This window comes from Ideonella aquatica, from assembly GCF_018069755.1.
GTDB classification, from domain to species: Bacteria; Pseudomonadota; Gammaproteobacteria; order Burkholderiales; family Burkholderiaceae_C; genus Ideonella; species Ideonella aquatica.
The window spans coordinates 1-16,001 of the sequence record NZ_JAGQDE010000016.1; the positions used below are offsets into that span (position 1 = coordinate 1).

Consider the following 16,001-nt stretch of genomic DNA (forward strand, 5'->3'; position numbering starts at 1 on the left):
CGGCGCCTCGGCCCGCGCCGGCGCCTGCGGCACGGCCATGCGCGGGGGAAGGTCGCGGCGGCTGTTGCCGTCGGGCTCGATCTCGGGCCGCACCGCCGCACCCGGCAGCGTGCGCTGGGCCGGCGAGCGCGGCTGGGCCAGCGCTGGCGAGGCCGTGGGCAGCACGCGGGGTGCCTGGACCGCGCCCTGGGGCGCCGGCGGCGCCACGGCCGGCAGGGCACGGGTGGGCTGGCTCTGCACCACTCGCTGCACCTGGTGATCGTCCAGGCGGTGCTGCATCACGGCCACCGTCTGGCGCTGCTGCAGCGCGTTGGACGGCACCATCGTCACGCCACCGGGCACGCCGCGGTTGGTGTACATGACGGGCTCACGTGGCGGCTGCGGCGGCAGCGGACGACCGTGGACATAGGGCTGGTTGACGTGCTCCAGGTAGCGCGGCGAGTAGCGATAGGCCGGGTAATACACCTCGCGCGGCGCCAGGGGCACCCAGCCCACCTGCGGACCGATGTGCACGCTGACGCTCACCCCCGGACTGCCCACCCAGGCCACCATCGCCGGCGCATAGGCCGGGCGGCGCACGTAGCGGCCCGGCGCCCAGGCCCAGCGGCCGCCCCAGAAGACCCAGCGGCCGTAGTGGAAGGGCGCAAAGCCCCAGGGCGCGTCATCCACCCAAGTCCAGCCCCAGGGCGAGACCCAGGCCCAGCGGCCGTAGCGGTACGGCGCCCAGCCGGCCACCACGGTGGACGGCGTCCACAGCGCGCCGTATTCAGGGTGTTCGGCCCAGCGGCCGTAGCGGTCCAGATCGTCGGCACCGGTCATCTCGGGCGACACATAGCGCGACTCGGCACGGCGCTCCGGCGCCCACACCGGTTGCTGCAGCCAGGCGGCCAAGCCATCGGCCGGCAGCGTGGACCAGCTGTAATGCGTACGACCGTCGGCTGGGTCATGCCAGAACTCGGCGCGCTGTCCGGCGCGCAGGTTCAGTTGCGCGTCGCGCGACTCAAAGGCCAGTTCGCCCGCCGACCCAACGCCACCATGGCTGCTGCGGCTGTCCTGATCAATGCGGTAGGCACCGGGTGCCACCGGCAGGAAGCGGTAGTCGCCGGCACGCAGCTCGATCTCGCGCGCCACCTCGGGCTCCTGCACGCGCAGGCCCAGGCTGCCGGCCACCAGCATCAGCTCGATGCGGTCGTCGTCCAGGCGCAGCACCTGCAGCTCGCTGCCGGCACCCAGTTGCAGCGCGGTGGAGCCGATCTGCAGGTCCAGGCGGCCATCGCGGTCGGTGGACAGGCGGTCGCCGCTGGTCAGCGGGCGGTTGCGCAGGCCATCGATCCATTCGCCCTGCCCGGCCTCCTGCAGCCAGGCGCGGCCCTGCACGTCAGCCACCCGGCCAACGCGCCCGGGCGGGTCGTCCATGGCCTGGGCGGCCAGGCCGGTCAGGGCCAGAACACCCACCGCCAGCCAGCGGCCGGCACGGGTGCGAACAATCAGTTGCATGGACATGGTCATCAAGCCTCCAGGGACATCAACGCCCCCAGCGGCAACGCGGCTGACAGCGTTGCGCCCGGTCACATTCAGTCGTCGGCGTCGTCCAGGCCCGGAAACAGCACGCTGGTGAAGCCCAGCTTCGTCAGATCGCGCATCCGCGTGGGGTACAGGCGGCCGATCAGGTGGTCGCATTCGTGCTGCACCACGCGGGCGTGGAAGCCCTCGGCCTCGCGCTCGATCGGCCGACCGGCCAGGTCGACCCCGCGGTAGCGGATGCGGCGGTGGCGCGGCACCACGCCGCGCAGGCCGGGCACACTGAGGCAGCCTTCCCAGCCCTCCTCCTCGTCCGGCGCGCCACCAGGCCCGGGCAGCGGCGTGATCACCGGGTTGAGCAGCACGGTGCGTGGCACGGCGGGCGCATCCGGGTAGCGCTCGCTGCGCTCGACGCCAAAGATCACCAGCTGCAGGTCCACGCCGATCTGCGGCGCGGCCAGCCCGGCGCCGCGGGCGGCCGCCATGGTCTCTTCCATGTCGGCCACCAGCGCATGCAGCTCGGGCGTGTCAAAGGCGGTCACCGGCTGCGCCACACGCAGCAGACGCGGGTCGCCCATTCTCAGGATCTCTCGCACGGCCATCGTCAGGTCTCCTGCCCATCACCGGCCAGCAGCGCGCGCAGGCCGGCCTCATCGATCACCGGCACGCCCAGATCGCGCGCCTTGTCCAGCTTGGAGCCGGCCTCCTCGCCGGCCACCACCCAGGTCGTCTTCTTCGACACCGAGCCGCTGACCTTGCCGCCCGCGGCCTCGATCAGGTCCTTGGCTTCGTCGCGGCCCAGCGTGGGCAGCGTGCCGGTCAGCACCAGCACCTTGCCCAGCAGCGGTCGCGGCGCGTCGCTGGCGGTGCCTTGCTCGTCGGGCCAGTGGACACCGGCGGCGCGCAACTGCTCGACCACCTCGCGGTGCAGCGGCTGGTCGAAGAAATGGCGGATGCTCTCGGCCACGATCGGTCCGACGTCGTTGACCTCCAGCAGTTCCTCCACCCGTGCGTCCATCAGCCGATCGATCGTGCCGAAGTGGCGCGCCAGATCCTTGGCCGTGGCCTCGCCCACCTGGCGGATGCCCAGCGCGAACAGGAAGCGGCCCAGCGTGGTGGACTTGCTCTTCTCGATGCCGGCCAGCAGGTTCTGCGCCGATTTCTCGCCCATGCGCTCCATCGCGGCCAGCGCGGTGAAACCCAGCTTGTAGAGGTCGGGCACGGCCTGGACGATGCCGGCATCCACGAGCTGGTCGACCAACTTGTCGCCCAGGCCCTCGATGTCCATCGCCCGGCGGCCGGCGAAGTGCAGCAGCGCCTGCTTGCGCTGCGCCGGGCAGGTCAGGCCGCCGGTGCAGCGCCAGTCGGCGCTGCCCTCCTCGCGCTCGATCGGGCTGGCGCACACCGGGCAGCGGCCCTGCAGGCGCTGGTACAGGTCGAAGGGCTCGCCCACGTCGGCCGGGCGGCGCTCCAGCACCACGCCCACCACCTCGGGGATCACGTCGCCGGCACGGCGCACGATCACGGTGTCGCCCACCCGCACGTCCTTGCGCCGGGCCTCGTCCTCGTTGTGCAGCGTGGCATTGCTGACGGTGGTGCCGCCCACGAACACCGGCTCCAGCTTGGCCACCGGCGTGAGCTTGCCGGTGCGGCCGACCTGGATGTCGATGTCCAGCAGGCGCGTCATCTGCTCCTGGGCCGGGTACTTGTGCGCCACCGCCCAGCGCGGCTCGCGCGTGACGAAGCCCAGTCGTTCCTGCAGCGCGCGGTCGTCCACCTTGTAGACCACGCCGTCGATATCAAACGGCAGGCTGTCTCGCAGCGCGCCGATGCGCTGGTGGAAAGCCGACAACCCGGCCGCGCCCTCGACCACGGCGCGGTGCTCACACACCGGCAGGCCCAGCGCCGCCAGGGCGTCCAGCAGGCCGTGGTGGGTGGCGGGCACCTCCCAGCCCTGCACCTCGCCCAGGCCGTAGGCAAAGAAGCTCAAGGGGCGCTTCGCGGCGATCGCCGGATCGAGCTGCCGCACCGCGCCGGCCGCGGCATTGCGCGGGTTGACAAAGGTCTTCTCGTTTTTCGCGCCGGCCGCCATCAGGCCGCGCTGGCGCTCGTTGAGCGCCTCGAAATCGTCACGGCGCATGTAGACCTCGCCGCGCACTTCCAGCACTGGGGGCTCGGTGCCGCGCAGGCGCAGGGGAATCTGGTTGACGGTGCGGATGTTCTGCGTGACGTCTTCGCCGGTTTCGCCGTCACCGCGGGTGGCTGCCTGGACCAGCACGCCGCGCTCGTAGCGCAGGTTGATCGCCAGGCCGTCGAACTTCAGCTCGGCGGCGTACCTGATGGCCACCGCGTCCTCAGGCAGTGCCAGCTCGCGCCGCACGCGGGCGTCAAAGGCCTCGGCGCCGGCGGGCGTGGTGTCGGTCTCGGTGCGGATGCTGAGCATCGGCACCGCGTGGCGCACCGGCGCGAAGCCATCGAGCACCCGGCCGATCACGCGCTGCGTGGGCGAGTCGGGCGTCAGCAGCTCGGGATGCTGGGCCTCCAGCGCCTGCAGCGCCTGAAACAGACGGTCGTATTCGGCGTCGGGAATCTCCGGCGCATCCAGCACGTAGTAGCGGTGGGCGTGGTGGTGCAGCTGCGCGCGCAGCGCAGCCGCCTGCTCGGCGGGGCTGGGGCCGAAAAGATCAGGCGTCTGGGACATGGCTGCGAGTGTACGCAGCCGATCGCCTCATCGCAGGCTCGCCACGTAGGCGGCGACGGCCTGGATCTGCGCGTCGCTCATCATCTTCGTGTTGGCCGCCATCACCGGCTCCAGCCGCTCGCCGGTGCCGTCGCGGTAGCGCTTCAGGCTCTTGACGACGTAGCCGGGCTGCTGGCCGGCCAGGCGCGGCACGGTGGCATCTCCCCGGGCCTGCTCACCATGGCAGCGAAAGCACACCTTGGCGTAGTAGCTGCGGCCTTCGGCAATCTGGGCTGCTGGCGCCGGGGGCGCGCTGGGCTGCATGGTCTGGGCCGCGAGGTAGGCCACGGCATCGGCGCGCTCGGCGGGGCTCATCGCCTTGATCAGGCCGCTCATGAACGGGTCCTTGCGGCGGCCATCGACGAAGCGCCGCATCTGCTCTTCCAGGTAGGCCGGGTTCTGCCCCGCCAGGTTGGGAATCTCGGGCGCGGTGGAGTTGCCGTTGGCGCCGTGGCAGTTGGCGCAAAAGCCGATCAGCCTGGCCCCTCGCTCCAGGGCCTTGGCGTCGGGCGCGGCGGTCTGCGCCAACGCCGCGCTGACGCTCAGGCAGGCAAACAGACCCAGGGCGCGTCGCCGCAGCGCGCGCATGTCCCAACGATGCATGTGGGCCTCCGTACGGGCAGGCAGTGTAGATACGAGATGATACAGAGACGCCCGCCATCACCGGCCGGCCTCATGCCGCCGGTCTGCGCGGCGTCAACTGAACAGGCGTCGCGCCGCCAGGCTGCCAGCAGCCAGGTCGCGCGATTCCAGCGCGCGGTACAGGCGCAGCAGCTCAGCGCCGATCGCTGCAAAGGCGTGCAGCGTGATCGGCTGGCCCTGGTCATCCACCAGCGTGGCGTCCAGGTCATCGGCCAGACGGCGGGCCTGCTCCTGCCAGGCGGCAAAGGGCTCGGCGCCCTCGGGCGTCTGCGGCACGTCCAGGCTCAGCGTGACCTCGCGCAGCGCGGCCTCGCCCGGGTCCTCGGCCAGCGCGGCCTGGTGGTCGAAGGCCAGGACCAGCACCGGCGGCGCCCCTTCCTCGGTGGAGGGCAGGACCAGCCGGCCCGGCACCACGCCCGGCACGAAACCATGGCGGCCGGCGCACTGCTGCAGGTAGCCCACGCTCCAGGCCACCGAATTGGCACGCAGCACCGCGGTCAGCTGGGCATCGTGGGCGCTGGAGAAGGTGTCCAGCTCGCGGGCGCGCGCCACGGCATCGAGCATGTCGGGAAAGTCGGGCATCGCGCCCACCGCGTCGGCGAAGGCCTGCACCTTCTGAACGAACTCGGAGTACTCGATCTCGTTGAGCGCGCCGTGGCGGTTGGCCAGTTGCACCGCGGCCTGGAACTCGGTGTAGCGGTGGCCGGCCTGCGGCTGTTCCCAGTCACCGGTTTCGCTGTCCAGGCCCTCGATGTGGAAGGGCTTGGAGCCGGCGCGGCGGGTGGTGGGCAGGTGCTGCAGTGCCATCTCGCCGCTGACCGGAGCGTCAGGCGCGACGGTGGCGATGGCGTCGATCAAGGCATCGATGCGTGCGGCGCGGCGTGCGGCCACCGCGGTGCGCAATGGATCAGGCAGGCCGACCACCGGCTCGCCGCCGAGTGACACTGGCGCACCGTCGACGCCGCCCAGCGTGGGCTCCAGCCGGTGGGCAGGCTCAGCGGTGTCCACGGCCTGCGCCTGGCGCGGGCCGGCACGGCGCGTCGTCCAGGCGCCATGCACCACCACGCCCAGCAACACCACGCCGGCCAGGATGGCCAGTGCCACGGTCAGATTCATTGCCCGCCTCTTCCTGTCATCCCTCGACCATGCCGACGGCGGCTTCCATGTCCACCGCCACGATGCGCGACACGCCCTGCTCCTGCATCGTCACGCCGATCAGTTGCTCGGCCATCTCCATCGCGATCTTGTTGTGCGAGATGAACAGGAACTGCGTGCCCTGGGACATCTCGCTGACCAACCGCGCGTAGCGCTCGGTGTTGGCGTCATCCAGCGGCGCGTCCACCTCGTCGAGCAGGCAGAACGGCGCCGGGTTGAGCAGGAAGATCGCGAACACCAGGGCGATCGCGGTGAGCGCCTTCTCGCCGCCCGACAGCAGATGGATGGTGCTGTTCTTCTTGCCCGGCGGCTGCGCCATCACCTGCACGCCCGCGTCGAGCACCTCGTCGCCGGTCATGATCAGCTTGGCCTGGCCGCCGCCGAACAGGCTGGGGAACATGCGCCCGAAGCCCTCGTTGACCTGGTTGAAGGTGGTCATCAGCAGGTCGCGGGTTTCCAGGTCGATCTTGTGGATCGCGTCTTCCAGCGTGGTGATGGCGTCGATCAGGTCGGCGTTCTGCGCGTCCAGGAAGGTCTTGCGCTCGCGCGCCGCCGTCAGCTCATCCAGCGCCGCCAGGTTGACCGCACCCAGCGCCGCAATCTCACGGTTGATGCGGTCGATCTCGCCTTGCAGGCCCCACAGCTTGACGTGGTGGTCGGCGATGTTCTGGGCCAAGGCGGCCAGGTCCACCTCGGCGGCGGTGAGCTGCTCCAGGTACTGGGCACCGCCCAGGCTGGCGGCCTGCTGTTCCAGCTGCAGCTTGGTGATCTGTTCGCGCAGCGGGTCCAGGCTGCGCTCGAACTGCAGGCGCTGCTCATCGGCAGCGCGCAGCTTGGCGCTGAGGTCGTCGTACTCGCTGCGGGCGGCGCCCAGGATCTCGGCCTTCTCGGCCTGCAGCGCCAGCGCGTCCTGCAGGCCAGCCTGAGCGGCCTGGTCGTCAAAGGCACCCAGCTCCAGCTGCAGCTGTTCACCGGCTTGTTCGTTGGTGCGCACCTGCTGGGCGGCGGTCTCGACCTGGCGCTGCAGCTCGCCACGCCGGGCCGACAGCGCACGGGCCTGGAACTGCGCCTCCTGCGCCTGGCGCTCCAGCGAGCGCAGTTGCTCGCGCGCACCAGCCAGGCGGCGCTCAGCCTCGATCACGCCTTCGTCCAGTTGCGCATGGCGCTCCTGGGTGTCGGCCAGTTGCAGGTCCAGCGCCTCGAAGCGGCCCTCGCCGGTGGCGCGGCGCTCGGCCAGCTCGTCCAACTGGGCGTCGACTTCGGCCAGTTCCTCATCGAGCTGGCCGCGGCGCGCCGACGAGGCCTCGGCCTGCTGCGACAAGCGCAGCAGCTCAACCTGCAACTGGTGGGCGCGGGTTTGCGCCTCAGTGGCCTCGCGCCGGGCCTGGGCCAGGCGCGACGAAGCCTCGGTGAACGCGGCCTCGACACGGACCAGCCCGGTGCGGGCCTCATCGGCCAGCAGATGCTGGGCACGCGACTCGCGCTCCAGGTTCTCGATCTCCTGCGCCCGCGCCAGCAGGCCGGCCTGCTCGGAATCGGGGGCGTAGAAGCCCACCGCAAACGGCGAGACCGCATGGCCCTCGCGGGTCATGATGACCTCGCCGTGGGTCAGCTGCCCGCGCTGCGCCAGTGCGGTGTCCAGGCTGTCGGCGGTGTAGACGCCCTCGAGCCAGTCGCCCAGCAGCGCCGACAGGCCGGCGTCGTTCAGGCGCAGCAATTCGGACAGGCGCGGCAGCGTTTGGTGGGTGTTCTGGATGCCCGCGGCCGGCGGCGAATAGAAGGCCAGCTTGGCTGGCGGCGCATCGGCCGCGAAGGCGCGCACGATGTCGAGCCGTCCCACCGCCAGCGCATTCATGCGCTCACGCAACGCGGATTCGAGCGCCACTTCCCAGCCGGCCTCGATGTGGATCTTGGTCCACAGGCCCGGCAGGTCCTGCAGCCCGTGCTTGGCCAGCCAGGGCTTGAGTTTGCCCTCGGTCTGCACCTTCTCCTGCAGCGCACGCAGCGCCTCCAGACGGGCGCTCAGGTCCGCCTGGCGGGCCGACTCGCGGTTGACCAGGTCCTGCTGGGCGCGACGGCGCTCATCGAGCTGCGGCACTTCATCGCCCAGCGACTGGGCGCGGGCCTCGGCCTCGGCCTGCAGCTCGTCGGCGGCGGCGCTGTCCTCGCGCAATGCGGCCAGCTTGTCCAGGTCGGGCGTGGCCAGGCCCTGGCGCTCGGTGGCCAGGCGCTCGCGGCGGCCGCGCAGGCCCTTCATCTGCTCGTCGATGTTGCGGCTCTCGGCGGCCAGCAGCTGGATCTGCTGCTGGACCTGGGCCACCTGCTGGCGCTGCTCATTGGCGCGGGCCTGGGCGGCGCGCACCGCGTCCTCATGGGTCGGCGCGTTCAGGGCTTCTTCCTCGGCCTGCGCAGCCAGCACCTCGGCCTGTTCCTCGGCGGCGGCGATCTGCTCGGCGATGGATTCGAGCTCGGCCTCGGCCTCGGCGCGGCGCTCAGTCCACTGGGCGTTCTGCGCCACCAGCTCGGCCAGCCGGGCCTGGGCGCGCTGGCGACCTTCCACGACATAGCGGATGCGCTCCTCCAGCCGGCTCACCTCCAGCTGCGCCTGCGCCAGGTCGCCCTGGCGCGCGTGCAGCGCGTCACTGGCGGCGTAGTGGGCCTGGCGGATGGTTTCCAGATCGGCTTCGACATGCCGCAGCTCGGCCAGGCGCGACTCCAGCGCGTTGGTGGCTTCCAGCGCGGCCAGCTTGACGCGCTCTTCCTCGGCCGCCGCGTCGCGGTGCTTCAGGAACCACAGCTGGTGCAGCTTCAGCGTGCCCTGCTCCTGCAGGCCGCGGTACTGCGCGGCCACCTCGGCCTGGCGCTCAAGCTTGTCGAGGTTGCTGCCCAGCTCGCGCAGGATGTCTTCCACGCGGGTGAGGTTCTCGCGCGTGTCCTTCAGCCGGTTCTCGGTCTCGCGGCGGCGCTCCTTGTACTTGGAGACGCCGGCAGCCTCTTCGAGGAACAAGCGCAGTTCCTCGGGTTTTGACTCGATGATGCGGCTGATCGTGCCCTGGCCGATGATGGCGTAGGCGCGCGGGCCCAGGCCGGTGCCCAGGAACACGTCCTGCACGTCACGCCGGCGCACCGGCTGGTTGTTGATGTAGTAGCTGCTGGCGCCGTCGCGCGTGAGCACGCGCTTGACGGCGATCTCGCTGTACTGGTTCCAGCTGCCGCCCGCGCGGCCATCCTCGTTGCTGAAGACCAGCTCCACGCTGGCGCGGCTGGCCGGCTTGCGGTTGCCGGAGCCATTGAAGATGACGTCCTGCATGGACTCGCCACGCAGCTCGCTGGCCTTGCTCTCGCCCAGCACCCAGCGCACCGCGTCCATGATGTTGGACTTGCCGCAGCCATTGGGGCCCACCACGCCGACGCGCTGGCCTGGCAGCTGGAAGGTGGTGGGCTCGGCGAACGACTTGAAGCCGGAGAGCTTGATCTGGTTGAGCCGCATGAAACAAGACGTGAACGGCAGGCCGGCCGGCCTCGCCATGCAAGCCCTGGCAGCGACCGAGCCGTCGCTCTAAGTCATTGATTTATTTAGACAATTCAACCACCGCGGGGTGGCCCGGAAGGCCCGGATGATACCACCGCGGCCCGCCGCGCCAGGCGGCGTGCGGGCCCAGGCGCAGGCCCGGGCATCAGGCGATCAAGCGCAGCGGCGCGATCGCCGCGCTGTCCGGGAACACCTGCTGCGACAGCGCCTGGCTGGGCACGCGCAGGTGGTCGGCCAGCACGCCCTTGAAGACGGCGCGCAGGTCGGTGGTCGGGCGCAGGTCGCGCCGCTCGTGCAGCTGCGCCGCGGCCAGGCCGGGCCAGTCGGTCAGCACGCGCCCGCCCTTCACGGCGCCACCCAGCACGAAGGCTGCGCTGGCAGTGCCGTGGTCGGTGCCCTGCGTGCCATTGGTGGCCACGGTGCGGCCGAACTCGGTGGCCGCGACCACCACCGTGCGGCGCCAGGCCGACGAGGCCTGCAGGGTCTCGCGCAACTGTCCCAAACCGGCGTCGAGCACACTGAAGTTGTGCGCCAGGCGACCGGTGGGCGACACCGCATTGGTGTGCGAATCCCAGCCACCCAGCTCCAGCACCGCGATCTGCGGGCCGTTGGGCTGCGACAGGAACTCGGCGGCGCGCTTGGCCAGCGTGCGGAAGGCGTCGTGCCCGCCCTTGCGCGCATCGACCGAGGCCATGCCGCCAGCAGCGTCGTCGCGCAGCGATTGCGCGCGCGTCAGCGCCGCGAGCAGCTCCTTGTCGTCGGCATAGAGCATGCGCAGCCGCTCAAGCAGTTCGGTGGGCGGGTCGGGCAAGGCCGACGGCGCCCAGGTGTCCACGCCGGCGGCACCGCGCAGCACCAATGGCACGGCATTGCCGATCGCCAGGCCCTTGCGCAGGCCACCCACCTTCAGCGCGCGGCCGAGCCAGCCGTCACGCAGCGTGTAGGGCTGCAGGCCGCCAGACTCCAGCAGTTGCTGGCCGTCGAAGTGCGAGCGCTCGCGGTAGGCCTGGGCCACCGCGTGGACCACGGTCAGCTCGCCGGCCCGGTAGGCCTCGTGCAGCTTGGCCAGCTCGGGGTGCAGCGCAAAGCCCTGGTCCAGCGGCAGCGTCGGGCGGCCGAACTGGGCCATCGGCCCGCGGGCCGATTGGAAGTCGGGGTCGCCCAGCGCAGGCACCGCGGCCAGGCCGTCCATCCCGCCACGCAGGATGACCAGCACCATGCGCGGATCATCGGGCCCCGCTGCACCGGCCATCACCAGGCTGGGGCAGGCCATCGTGGAGGCCAGGGCGGCCACGCCCCCCAGCCAGCGGCGGCGGGACAGGCTGTTCAGCGGCAAGTCGTCGTGGTTCATCGTCGTGCTCCTCAGCGGCGCTGGATCTCGGGGGCCAGCAACAGCATGGTCAGGGCCTGTTCGCCATCGGCTGCCTGGCTCAGCTGGCGGGCCGTGCGCTCGGACAGGCCGTCGCCCAGCGCCTGGCGGGCGATGCTGCGCGCATCCTGCTGGCCACCGACGCGGCGGGCCAGCTGCTGGGCCCATTCCACGCGGGTCCACATCGCCTCGGGGCCCAGCCACTCCTCGGAGCGCTCGGGCCAGCCGGCCGGCGACGGCGCCGACTGGATCTCCTGGCCCATGCCCACGATGCCGGCATCGGCCGACACGGCCACCGACTCGCTGTTCTGGCCCAGCATGCGCAGGCTGCAGACCGCGAATTCTTCCGGCGTGCGCAGCTTGGCGGCCGTGGCCACCCAGGCCTCGGGCGCGGTGACCATGGCCTGGGTGACCTGGGCCAGCTGGCCGCCACTGCGCTGCCAGGCGCTGACCATGCGCTCGACCAGGGCCGGCGGCGGCTCATCGGCCACGAAGTGCCTGGCCATGCGGGCGCAGACATGGCGCGCCGTGGACGGGTGGGTGGCCAGCAGGTGCAGCGCCTCGTCCAGTGCGCCGGGGCCTTCGGGCAGCGTGCGGCCCATCACCTGCTTGCTGCCGGGCTCGTGCCAGCCGGCGTCGAAGATCGGGTGGGCGCGCCGGCCGGTGGCCTCCAGCGGCGGTCGCCAGCCCGTGAGCACGGCGGCCATCGCGGTGACGTCGGCCTGGGTGTAGGCCGCGCTGCCGTCAGTGCGCGCCACGCCCAGGGTGTGCAGCTCCATCACCTCGCGCGCGAGGTTCTCGTTCAGACCCAGCAGCCTGTTGCCGGCCTTGTCGTCGCCCAGGCCGGCCCGGGCGCGCTTGACCTGCGGCGAGTTGGGGCCGGCCGACCGCTGGTTGTCCAGGTACTGCAGCATCGCCGGATGGACGGTGCTGGCACGCAGCATGGCCTCAAAGGTGCCGGCGATGTGAGGACGGATGGCGTCGCGCTCGAAGCTGCCCACCAGGCCCCGCGCCTTGCCCTTGGCTGCCGAGACAGTGAAGTGATTGGCCCAGAACCACACCAGATGCTCGGCAAAGGGCCGGCCGGTGGCCAGCGCCGTGCGCACGCGGACATGGCGGTCCTCGCGGGTGGCCCGGTTCAGGTCGACGCTGCCCTTGCCGGCTTCCGAGGCGCGCACCACCTTCTTGGGCGCCTTGGCCGGCGCCATCTCGCCGTCGGGCTGGTCGGGCGCCATCCGGCTGGGGGCGTCCTTGCTGCTGCGCTTGAGCTCGCGCGCCAGCTTGTGGATGCGCTTGCGGTCGGCCAGCACATCCTCGGCGTTGCGCACGGTGCCAGCCGGCGGGTCGGCCGGTCCGACCTGGGACAGCAGCCAGGCCCGCGGGTCGGCGCCGACGACCTCCAGCGAGGCCTCGCCCAGGCCGAAGCGGAAGGCGGCAATGTAAGCGGCAAAGTTGGTGGCCATCTGGGCATTCCTCCGACGTCTCTCACGGCGCAGCGGGCATCGCGGTTGACCCGGCGCCAGGTCAAGTATTGCAAAGCACCCGGACGACCTCGGTCACCAGCCGCCGCGACACCCCAAAATCAAGCTAAGTTGTTGATTTATTTGGACTAATCAACAAACGCTGGCCTGCACATGGTGAGCGGCGATGGTAGCATCCGCCCTTTCCCTGACCGAGCACGACAGCCCACCATGGCCCGCACCTCCGCCGCCCCGAAGAAGCCCGCCCGCAGCGCCCAGACCGATGCGCCGCAGCAGCGTCCGCTGCCGCCGAACCCGCCCAGCGCGCCCAGCAAGGAACTGCACGTCTTCCCCAACCCGGCGCCCGAGCGCGACTATGTGATCCAGTTCCAGGTGCCCGAGTTCACCTGCCACTGCCCGCTGACCGGTCAGCCCGATTTCGCGCATTTCACGATCGACATGGTCGCCGACCAGCTCTGCGTGGAGCTCAAGAGCCTGAAGATGTACATGTGGAGCTTCCGCCACGAGGGCGCTTTCCACGAGAAGGTGACCAACGACATCCTGTCGACCATCGTCGCCACCACGAAACCGCGCTATGCCCGCATCACCGCGCGCTGGTACGTGCGCGGCGGCATCTACACCAATGTGGTGGCCGAGCACCGCAAGAAGGGCTGGAAGGGCGACACGATCATTCCGGCACCACACCTGCCGACCGCCACCGGACTCTGACCCGGCGCACGGCCATGGGCGCCCTCTTCGTTCGCCAGCCCTACCAGAAGGTGGATGTGGCGGTGCGCCGCAGCCCGATCGACGGCTACGGCGTCTTCGCACTTGAGCCGGCGCGGCGCGGCCACAAGATCGGCGAGGTGCGCGGCGAGTCGATCAGCGTGGCTGAGGCACGCCGCCGTGCCGCCACGCTGGCGCGCATCATGATTGTCGAGGTCAGCCACAAATCGGCGGTCGATCTGGCCTCGTCCACCGACCCCATGCGCTTCACCAACCACAGCTGCCAGCCCAATGGCCGGCTGACGATCCGCGACGGCCGCATCGAGTTCTACGCGCTGCGCGACATCACCCCCGGCGAGGAAATCACCGTCAACTACGGCGAGACGCACCACGAGGGCCGGCTGACCTGCCGCTGCGGCGCGCCCGGCTGCGTCGGCCGGCTGTAGGCCTCAGTAGGTGTAGACGCCGCGGCCCGTCTTGCGGCCCAGCCAACCGGCGGCCACCATCTCCTTGAGCAGCGGGCAAGGACGGTACTTGGAGTCGGCGAACTCCTCGAAGTACACGTTCATCACCGCCAGGCACACGTCCAGGCCCACCATGTCGGCCAACGCCAGCGGGCCGATCGGGTGGTTGCAGCCCAGCTTCATGCCGGCGTCGATCTCCTCAGGCGTGGCCAGGCCCTCGGCCAGCACGAAGAAGGCCTCGTTGATCATCGGCACCAGGATGCGGTTGACCACGAAGCCGGGCGCGTTCTTCACCGTGATCGGCTGCTTGCCCAGGCGCAGCGCCATGGCCTTGACCGCGTCATGGGTGGCATCGCTGGTCTGCAGACCGCGGATGATCTCCACCAGCGCCATCATCGGCACCGGGGTGAAGAAGTGCATGCCGATGAAGCGGTCGGCGCGCTGCGTGGCGGCGGCCAGCTTGGTGATGCTGATCGAGCTGGTGTTGGTGGCCACCAGGGTCTCGGCCGGCAGCAGGCCATCGAGCTGCTGCAGGATCTTGACCTTCAGCGCCTCGTTCTCGGTGGCGGCCTCGATCACCAGCTGCGCGCGGGTCAGCGCGGCGTAGTCGGTGCTGCCCTGGATGCGGGCCAGCGCCGCGGCCTTCTCGGCCTCGGTCATCTTGTCCTTCTTGATCAGGCGGTCCAGGCTGCCGGCCACGGTGGCCAGGCCCTTGGCCACGGCCTGCTCGCTGATGTCCACCATCACCACGTCGATGCCCACCACCGCGCAGGCCTGCGCGATGCCGTTGCCCATGGTGCCGGCGCCGACGACGCCCACTGTCTGAATGCTCATGGTCTGTGCCCCGCCTGGACGGGGAGAAGATTGCGGATGACGCAGTCTACCCAGCGCCGGATGTCAGGCGGCTGACATCACGGCGATTTGCCCAGCCAGTTCAAAATGGCATAGAATCGCAGTCTTTGCTGGCAAACGCGTGTCGATCCAGCCCCGGCCAACGTTCCGGAACATGTGCGGGCTCCTCAAGAGGAGTCTTCACCGGCCGGCGCCGGACACCGAGCGCAAAACCCCTAGGAAACCTCCCTCAATGACCACCATCCGTGTCAAGGAAAACGAGCCTTTCGACGTCGCCCTGCGCCGTTTCAAGCGCACCATCGAAAAGCTCGGCCTGCTGACCGAACTGCGCGCCCGCGAGTTCTACGAGAAGCCCACGTCGGAGCGCAAGCGCAAGAAGGCCGCCGCCGTCAAGCGCCACTACAAGCGCGTGCGCAGCATGCAGCTGCCCAAGAAGCTGTACTGATCGTCAGTCGCCTCCCCTGAAAAACCCGCCGCGGGACGCCGCTGCGGGTTTTTTTGTGTCTGCCTGCCAAGGGTGCCCGGTTGAACGGATCGGATCTTCACCGACCCCATCGGCCCCGCACCACCAGACGGGCTCAGGCCAGGCGCCGCTGCAGCCGCTCGGCCGCAGCGATCAGGGAGGCTTCCAGCGCGGCCCGCAGCGGATGCACGGCCCGCCAGTCGGGCCGCACCATCGCCACGTGGAAGGGGATCGACACGGCGAGCGGCCGCACCACCAGCGCCGGGCCCGCCATTGCCAGCGCCGTCAGCGGGTTGACGATGCCCACCCCCAGGCCCTGGCGCACCAGCGCGCAGACCGAGACTGCGCTGGGCGTGTCCAGGCGCAGTTCGCGGGCGATGCCGGCCTGGGCGAACAGTGCATCGACCTGTTGGCGGTACGGGTCGGTCGGGGCCAGGCTGACGAAGGCCTGGTCCGCGAAATCGGCCGGTGCCAGCCGCGCCCGAGCCGCCAGCGGGTGCCCGGCCGGCAGCACCGCCACCTCGTCGGCCACCAGCAGGGTCTGCAAGGTGCAGGCGGCCGGCGCCTCGCGGCGCTCGACCAGGCCCAGGTCGTAGCGCTGCTCGGCCAGCGCCGACTCCAGCAGCGGCGACTCCAGGCTCTCCAGGCTCACCCGCGCCTGGGGCTGCCCGGCCGCAAAGTCCGCCAGCGCCTCAGGCACCAGCGCATGGGCCAGCGCCGGCAGGCTGGCCAGCTGCAGCCGGCCCTGGGCAAAGTGCTTCAGCGCCTCGGCGGTGGCGGCAATCCGCTCCAGGCCCACGTAGGACGTGGTCACCTCGTCCAGCAGCGCCAGCGCCCGCGGCGTGGGGTGCAGGCGGCCGCGCACGCGGTCGAACAGCGCATAGCCCAGCACCTGCTCCAGCCGCGCCAGCTCGCGGCTGACCGTGGGCTGCGAGGTGTGCAGCAGCTCGGCCGCGCGGGTGACATGGCCGGTGCCCATGACGGCGCGGAAGACCTCGACCTGGCGGTGGGTCAAATGCATATCAGCAATGAATGGCTGGATGACGAATCAGTATTTTGCAATATGAATTGTTTCCG

Annotated in this window: 13 protein-coding genes; 3 read left to right on the forward strand and 10 right to left on the reverse strand. The window is 70.7% G+C overall.

The window, feature by feature from the left end; translation table 11 throughout:
* The 8 genes from KAK06_RS16755 to KAK06_RS16790 all read right to left on the reverse strand — a co-directional run.
* A partial coding sequence (locus KAK06_RS16755) for a DUF6600 domain-containing protein (RefSeq protein WP_210803287.1) occupies positions 1–1,497 on the reverse strand: 1,497 nt, incomplete at its 3' end.
* A 77-nt stretch (positions 1,498–1,574) separates the two neighbouring features.
* A complete protein-coding gene (gene def / locus KAK06_RS16760) occupies positions 1,575–2,123 on the reverse strand; it encodes a peptide deformylase (protein WP_210803288.1) in 549 nt (182 codons plus the stop codon).
* A gap of 2 nt (positions 2,124–2,125) precedes the next feature.
* Entirely contained in the window at positions 2,126–4,222 is a 2,097-nt protein-coding gene (ligA, locus tag KAK06_RS16765) for an NAD-dependent DNA ligase LigA (RefSeq protein WP_210803289.1), read from the reverse strand.
* Between the two features lie 27 nt (positions 4,223–4,249).
* Positions 4,250–4,864 carry a c-type cytochrome gene (locus KAK06_RS16770; protein ID WP_210803290.1) on the reverse strand — a complete coding sequence of 205 codons (615 nt, stop codon included), beginning with the start codon at positions 4,862–4,864 and terminating at the stop codon, positions 4,250–4,252.
* Positions 4,865–4,957: 93 nt separating this feature from the next.
* Positions 4,958–6,019, reverse strand: coding sequence for a cell division protein ZipA C-terminal FtsZ-binding domain-containing protein (locus KAK06_RS16775; RefSeq protein ID WP_210803291.1), 1,062 nt, complete (start codon positions 6,017–6,019; stop codon positions 4,958–4,960).
* 16 nt (positions 6,020–6,035) lie between these two features.
* Complete coding sequence (gene smc / locus KAK06_RS16780; protein ID WP_210803292.1) at positions 6,036–9,548, reverse strand: chromosome segregation protein SMC; 3,513 nt, start codon at positions 9,546–9,548, stop codon at positions 6,036–6,038.
* 187 nt (positions 9,549–9,735) lie between these two features.
* Positions 9,736–10,941, reverse strand: a complete 1,206-nt coding sequence (locus KAK06_RS16785; protein WP_210803293.1) for a DUF1501 domain-containing protein — start codon at positions 10,939–10,941, stop codon at positions 9,736–9,738.
* A gap of 11 nt (positions 10,942–10,952) precedes the next feature.
* Positions 10,953–12,422 carry a DUF1800 domain-containing protein gene (locus KAK06_RS16790; RefSeq protein ID WP_210803294.1) on the reverse strand — a complete coding sequence of 490 codons (1,470 nt, stop codon included), beginning with the start codon at positions 12,420–12,422 and terminating at the stop codon, positions 10,953–10,955.
* Positions 12,423–12,650: 228 nt separating this feature from the next.
* Here KAK06_RS16790 and queF point away from each other — a divergent pair, with 228 nt between their 5' ends.
* Complete coding sequence (gene queF, locus KAK06_RS16795; RefSeq protein WP_210803295.1) at positions 12,651–13,148, forward strand: preQ(1) synthase; 498 nt, start codon at positions 12,651–12,653, stop codon at positions 13,146–13,148.
* Between the two features lie 14 nt (positions 13,149–13,162).
* Positions 13,163–13,591, forward strand: coding sequence for an SET domain-containing protein (locus KAK06_RS16800; protein WP_210803296.1), 429 nt, complete (start codon positions 13,163–13,165; stop codon positions 13,589–13,591).
* Between the two features lie 3 nt (positions 13,592–13,594).
* Here the strand turns inward: KAK06_RS16800 and KAK06_RS16805 are convergent, their stop codons facing one another.
* Complete coding sequence (locus KAK06_RS16805) at positions 13,595–14,443, reverse strand: 3-hydroxybutyryl-CoA dehydrogenase (protein ID WP_210803297.1); 849 nt, start codon at positions 14,441–14,443, stop codon at positions 13,595–13,597.
* Between the two features lie 250 nt (positions 14,444–14,693).
* Here KAK06_RS16805 and rpsU point away from each other — a divergent pair, with 250 nt between their 5' ends.
* Positions 14,694–14,906, forward strand: a complete 213-nt coding sequence (gene rpsU, locus KAK06_RS16810; RefSeq protein ID WP_009551973.1) for a 30S ribosomal protein S21 — start codon at positions 14,694–14,696, stop codon at positions 14,904–14,906.
* 133 nt (positions 14,907–15,039) lie between these two features.
* Here the strand turns inward: rpsU and KAK06_RS16815 are convergent, their stop codons facing one another.
* A complete protein-coding gene (locus KAK06_RS16815) occupies positions 15,040–15,945 on the reverse strand; it encodes a LysR family transcriptional regulator (protein WP_210803298.1) in 906 nt (301 codons plus the stop codon).
* Positions 15,946–16,001: the final 56 nt, after the last annotated feature.

Bases quoted from the DNA above. Each gene is read 5' to 3' on its own strand.
- def (WP_210803288.1), bottom strand. From the start codon at position 2,123: ATGGCCGTGCGAGAGATCCTGAGAATGGGCGACCCGCGTCTGCTGCGT.
- KAK06_RS16800 (WP_210803296.1), top strand. From the start codon at position 13,163: ATGGGCGCCCTCTTCGTTCGCCAGCCCTACCAGAAGGTGGATGTGGCG.
- ligA (WP_210803289.1), bottom strand. From the start codon at position 4,222: ATGTCCCAGACGCCTGATCTTTTCGGCCCCAGCCCCGCCGAGCAGGCG.
- KAK06_RS16815 (WP_210803298.1), bottom strand. From the start codon at position 15,945: ATGCATTTGACCCACCGCCAGGTCGAGGTCTTCCGCGCCGTCATGGGC.
- KAK06_RS16790 (WP_210803294.1), bottom strand. From the start codon at position 12,422: ATGGCCACCAACTTTGCCGCTTACATTGCCGCCTTCCGCTTCGGCCTG.
- queF (WP_210803295.1), top strand. From the start codon at position 12,651: ATGGCCCGCACCTCCGCCGCCCCGAAGAAGCCCGCCCGCAGCGCCCAG.
- KAK06_RS16775 (WP_210803291.1), bottom strand. From the start codon at position 6,019: ATGAATCTGACCGTGGCACTGGCCATCCTGGCCGGCGTGGTGTTGCTG.
- KAK06_RS16785 (WP_210803293.1), bottom strand. From the start codon at position 10,941: ATGAACCACGACGACTTGCCGCTGAACAGCCTGTCCCGCCGCCGCTGG.
- KAK06_RS16805 (WP_210803297.1), bottom strand. From the start codon at position 14,443: ATGAGCATTCAGACAGTGGGCGTCGTCGGCGCCGGCACCATGGGCAAC.
- KAK06_RS16770 (WP_210803290.1), bottom strand. From the start codon at position 4,864: ATGCATCGTTGGGACATGCGCGCGCTGCGGCGACGCGCCCTGGGTCTG.
- smc (WP_210803292.1), bottom strand. From the start codon at position 9,548: ATGCGGCTCAACCAGATCAAGCTCTCCGGCTTCAAGTCGTTCGCCGAG.
- rpsU (WP_009551973.1), top strand. From the start codon at position 14,694: ATGACCACCATCCGTGTCAAGGAAAACGAGCCTTTCGACGTCGCCCTG.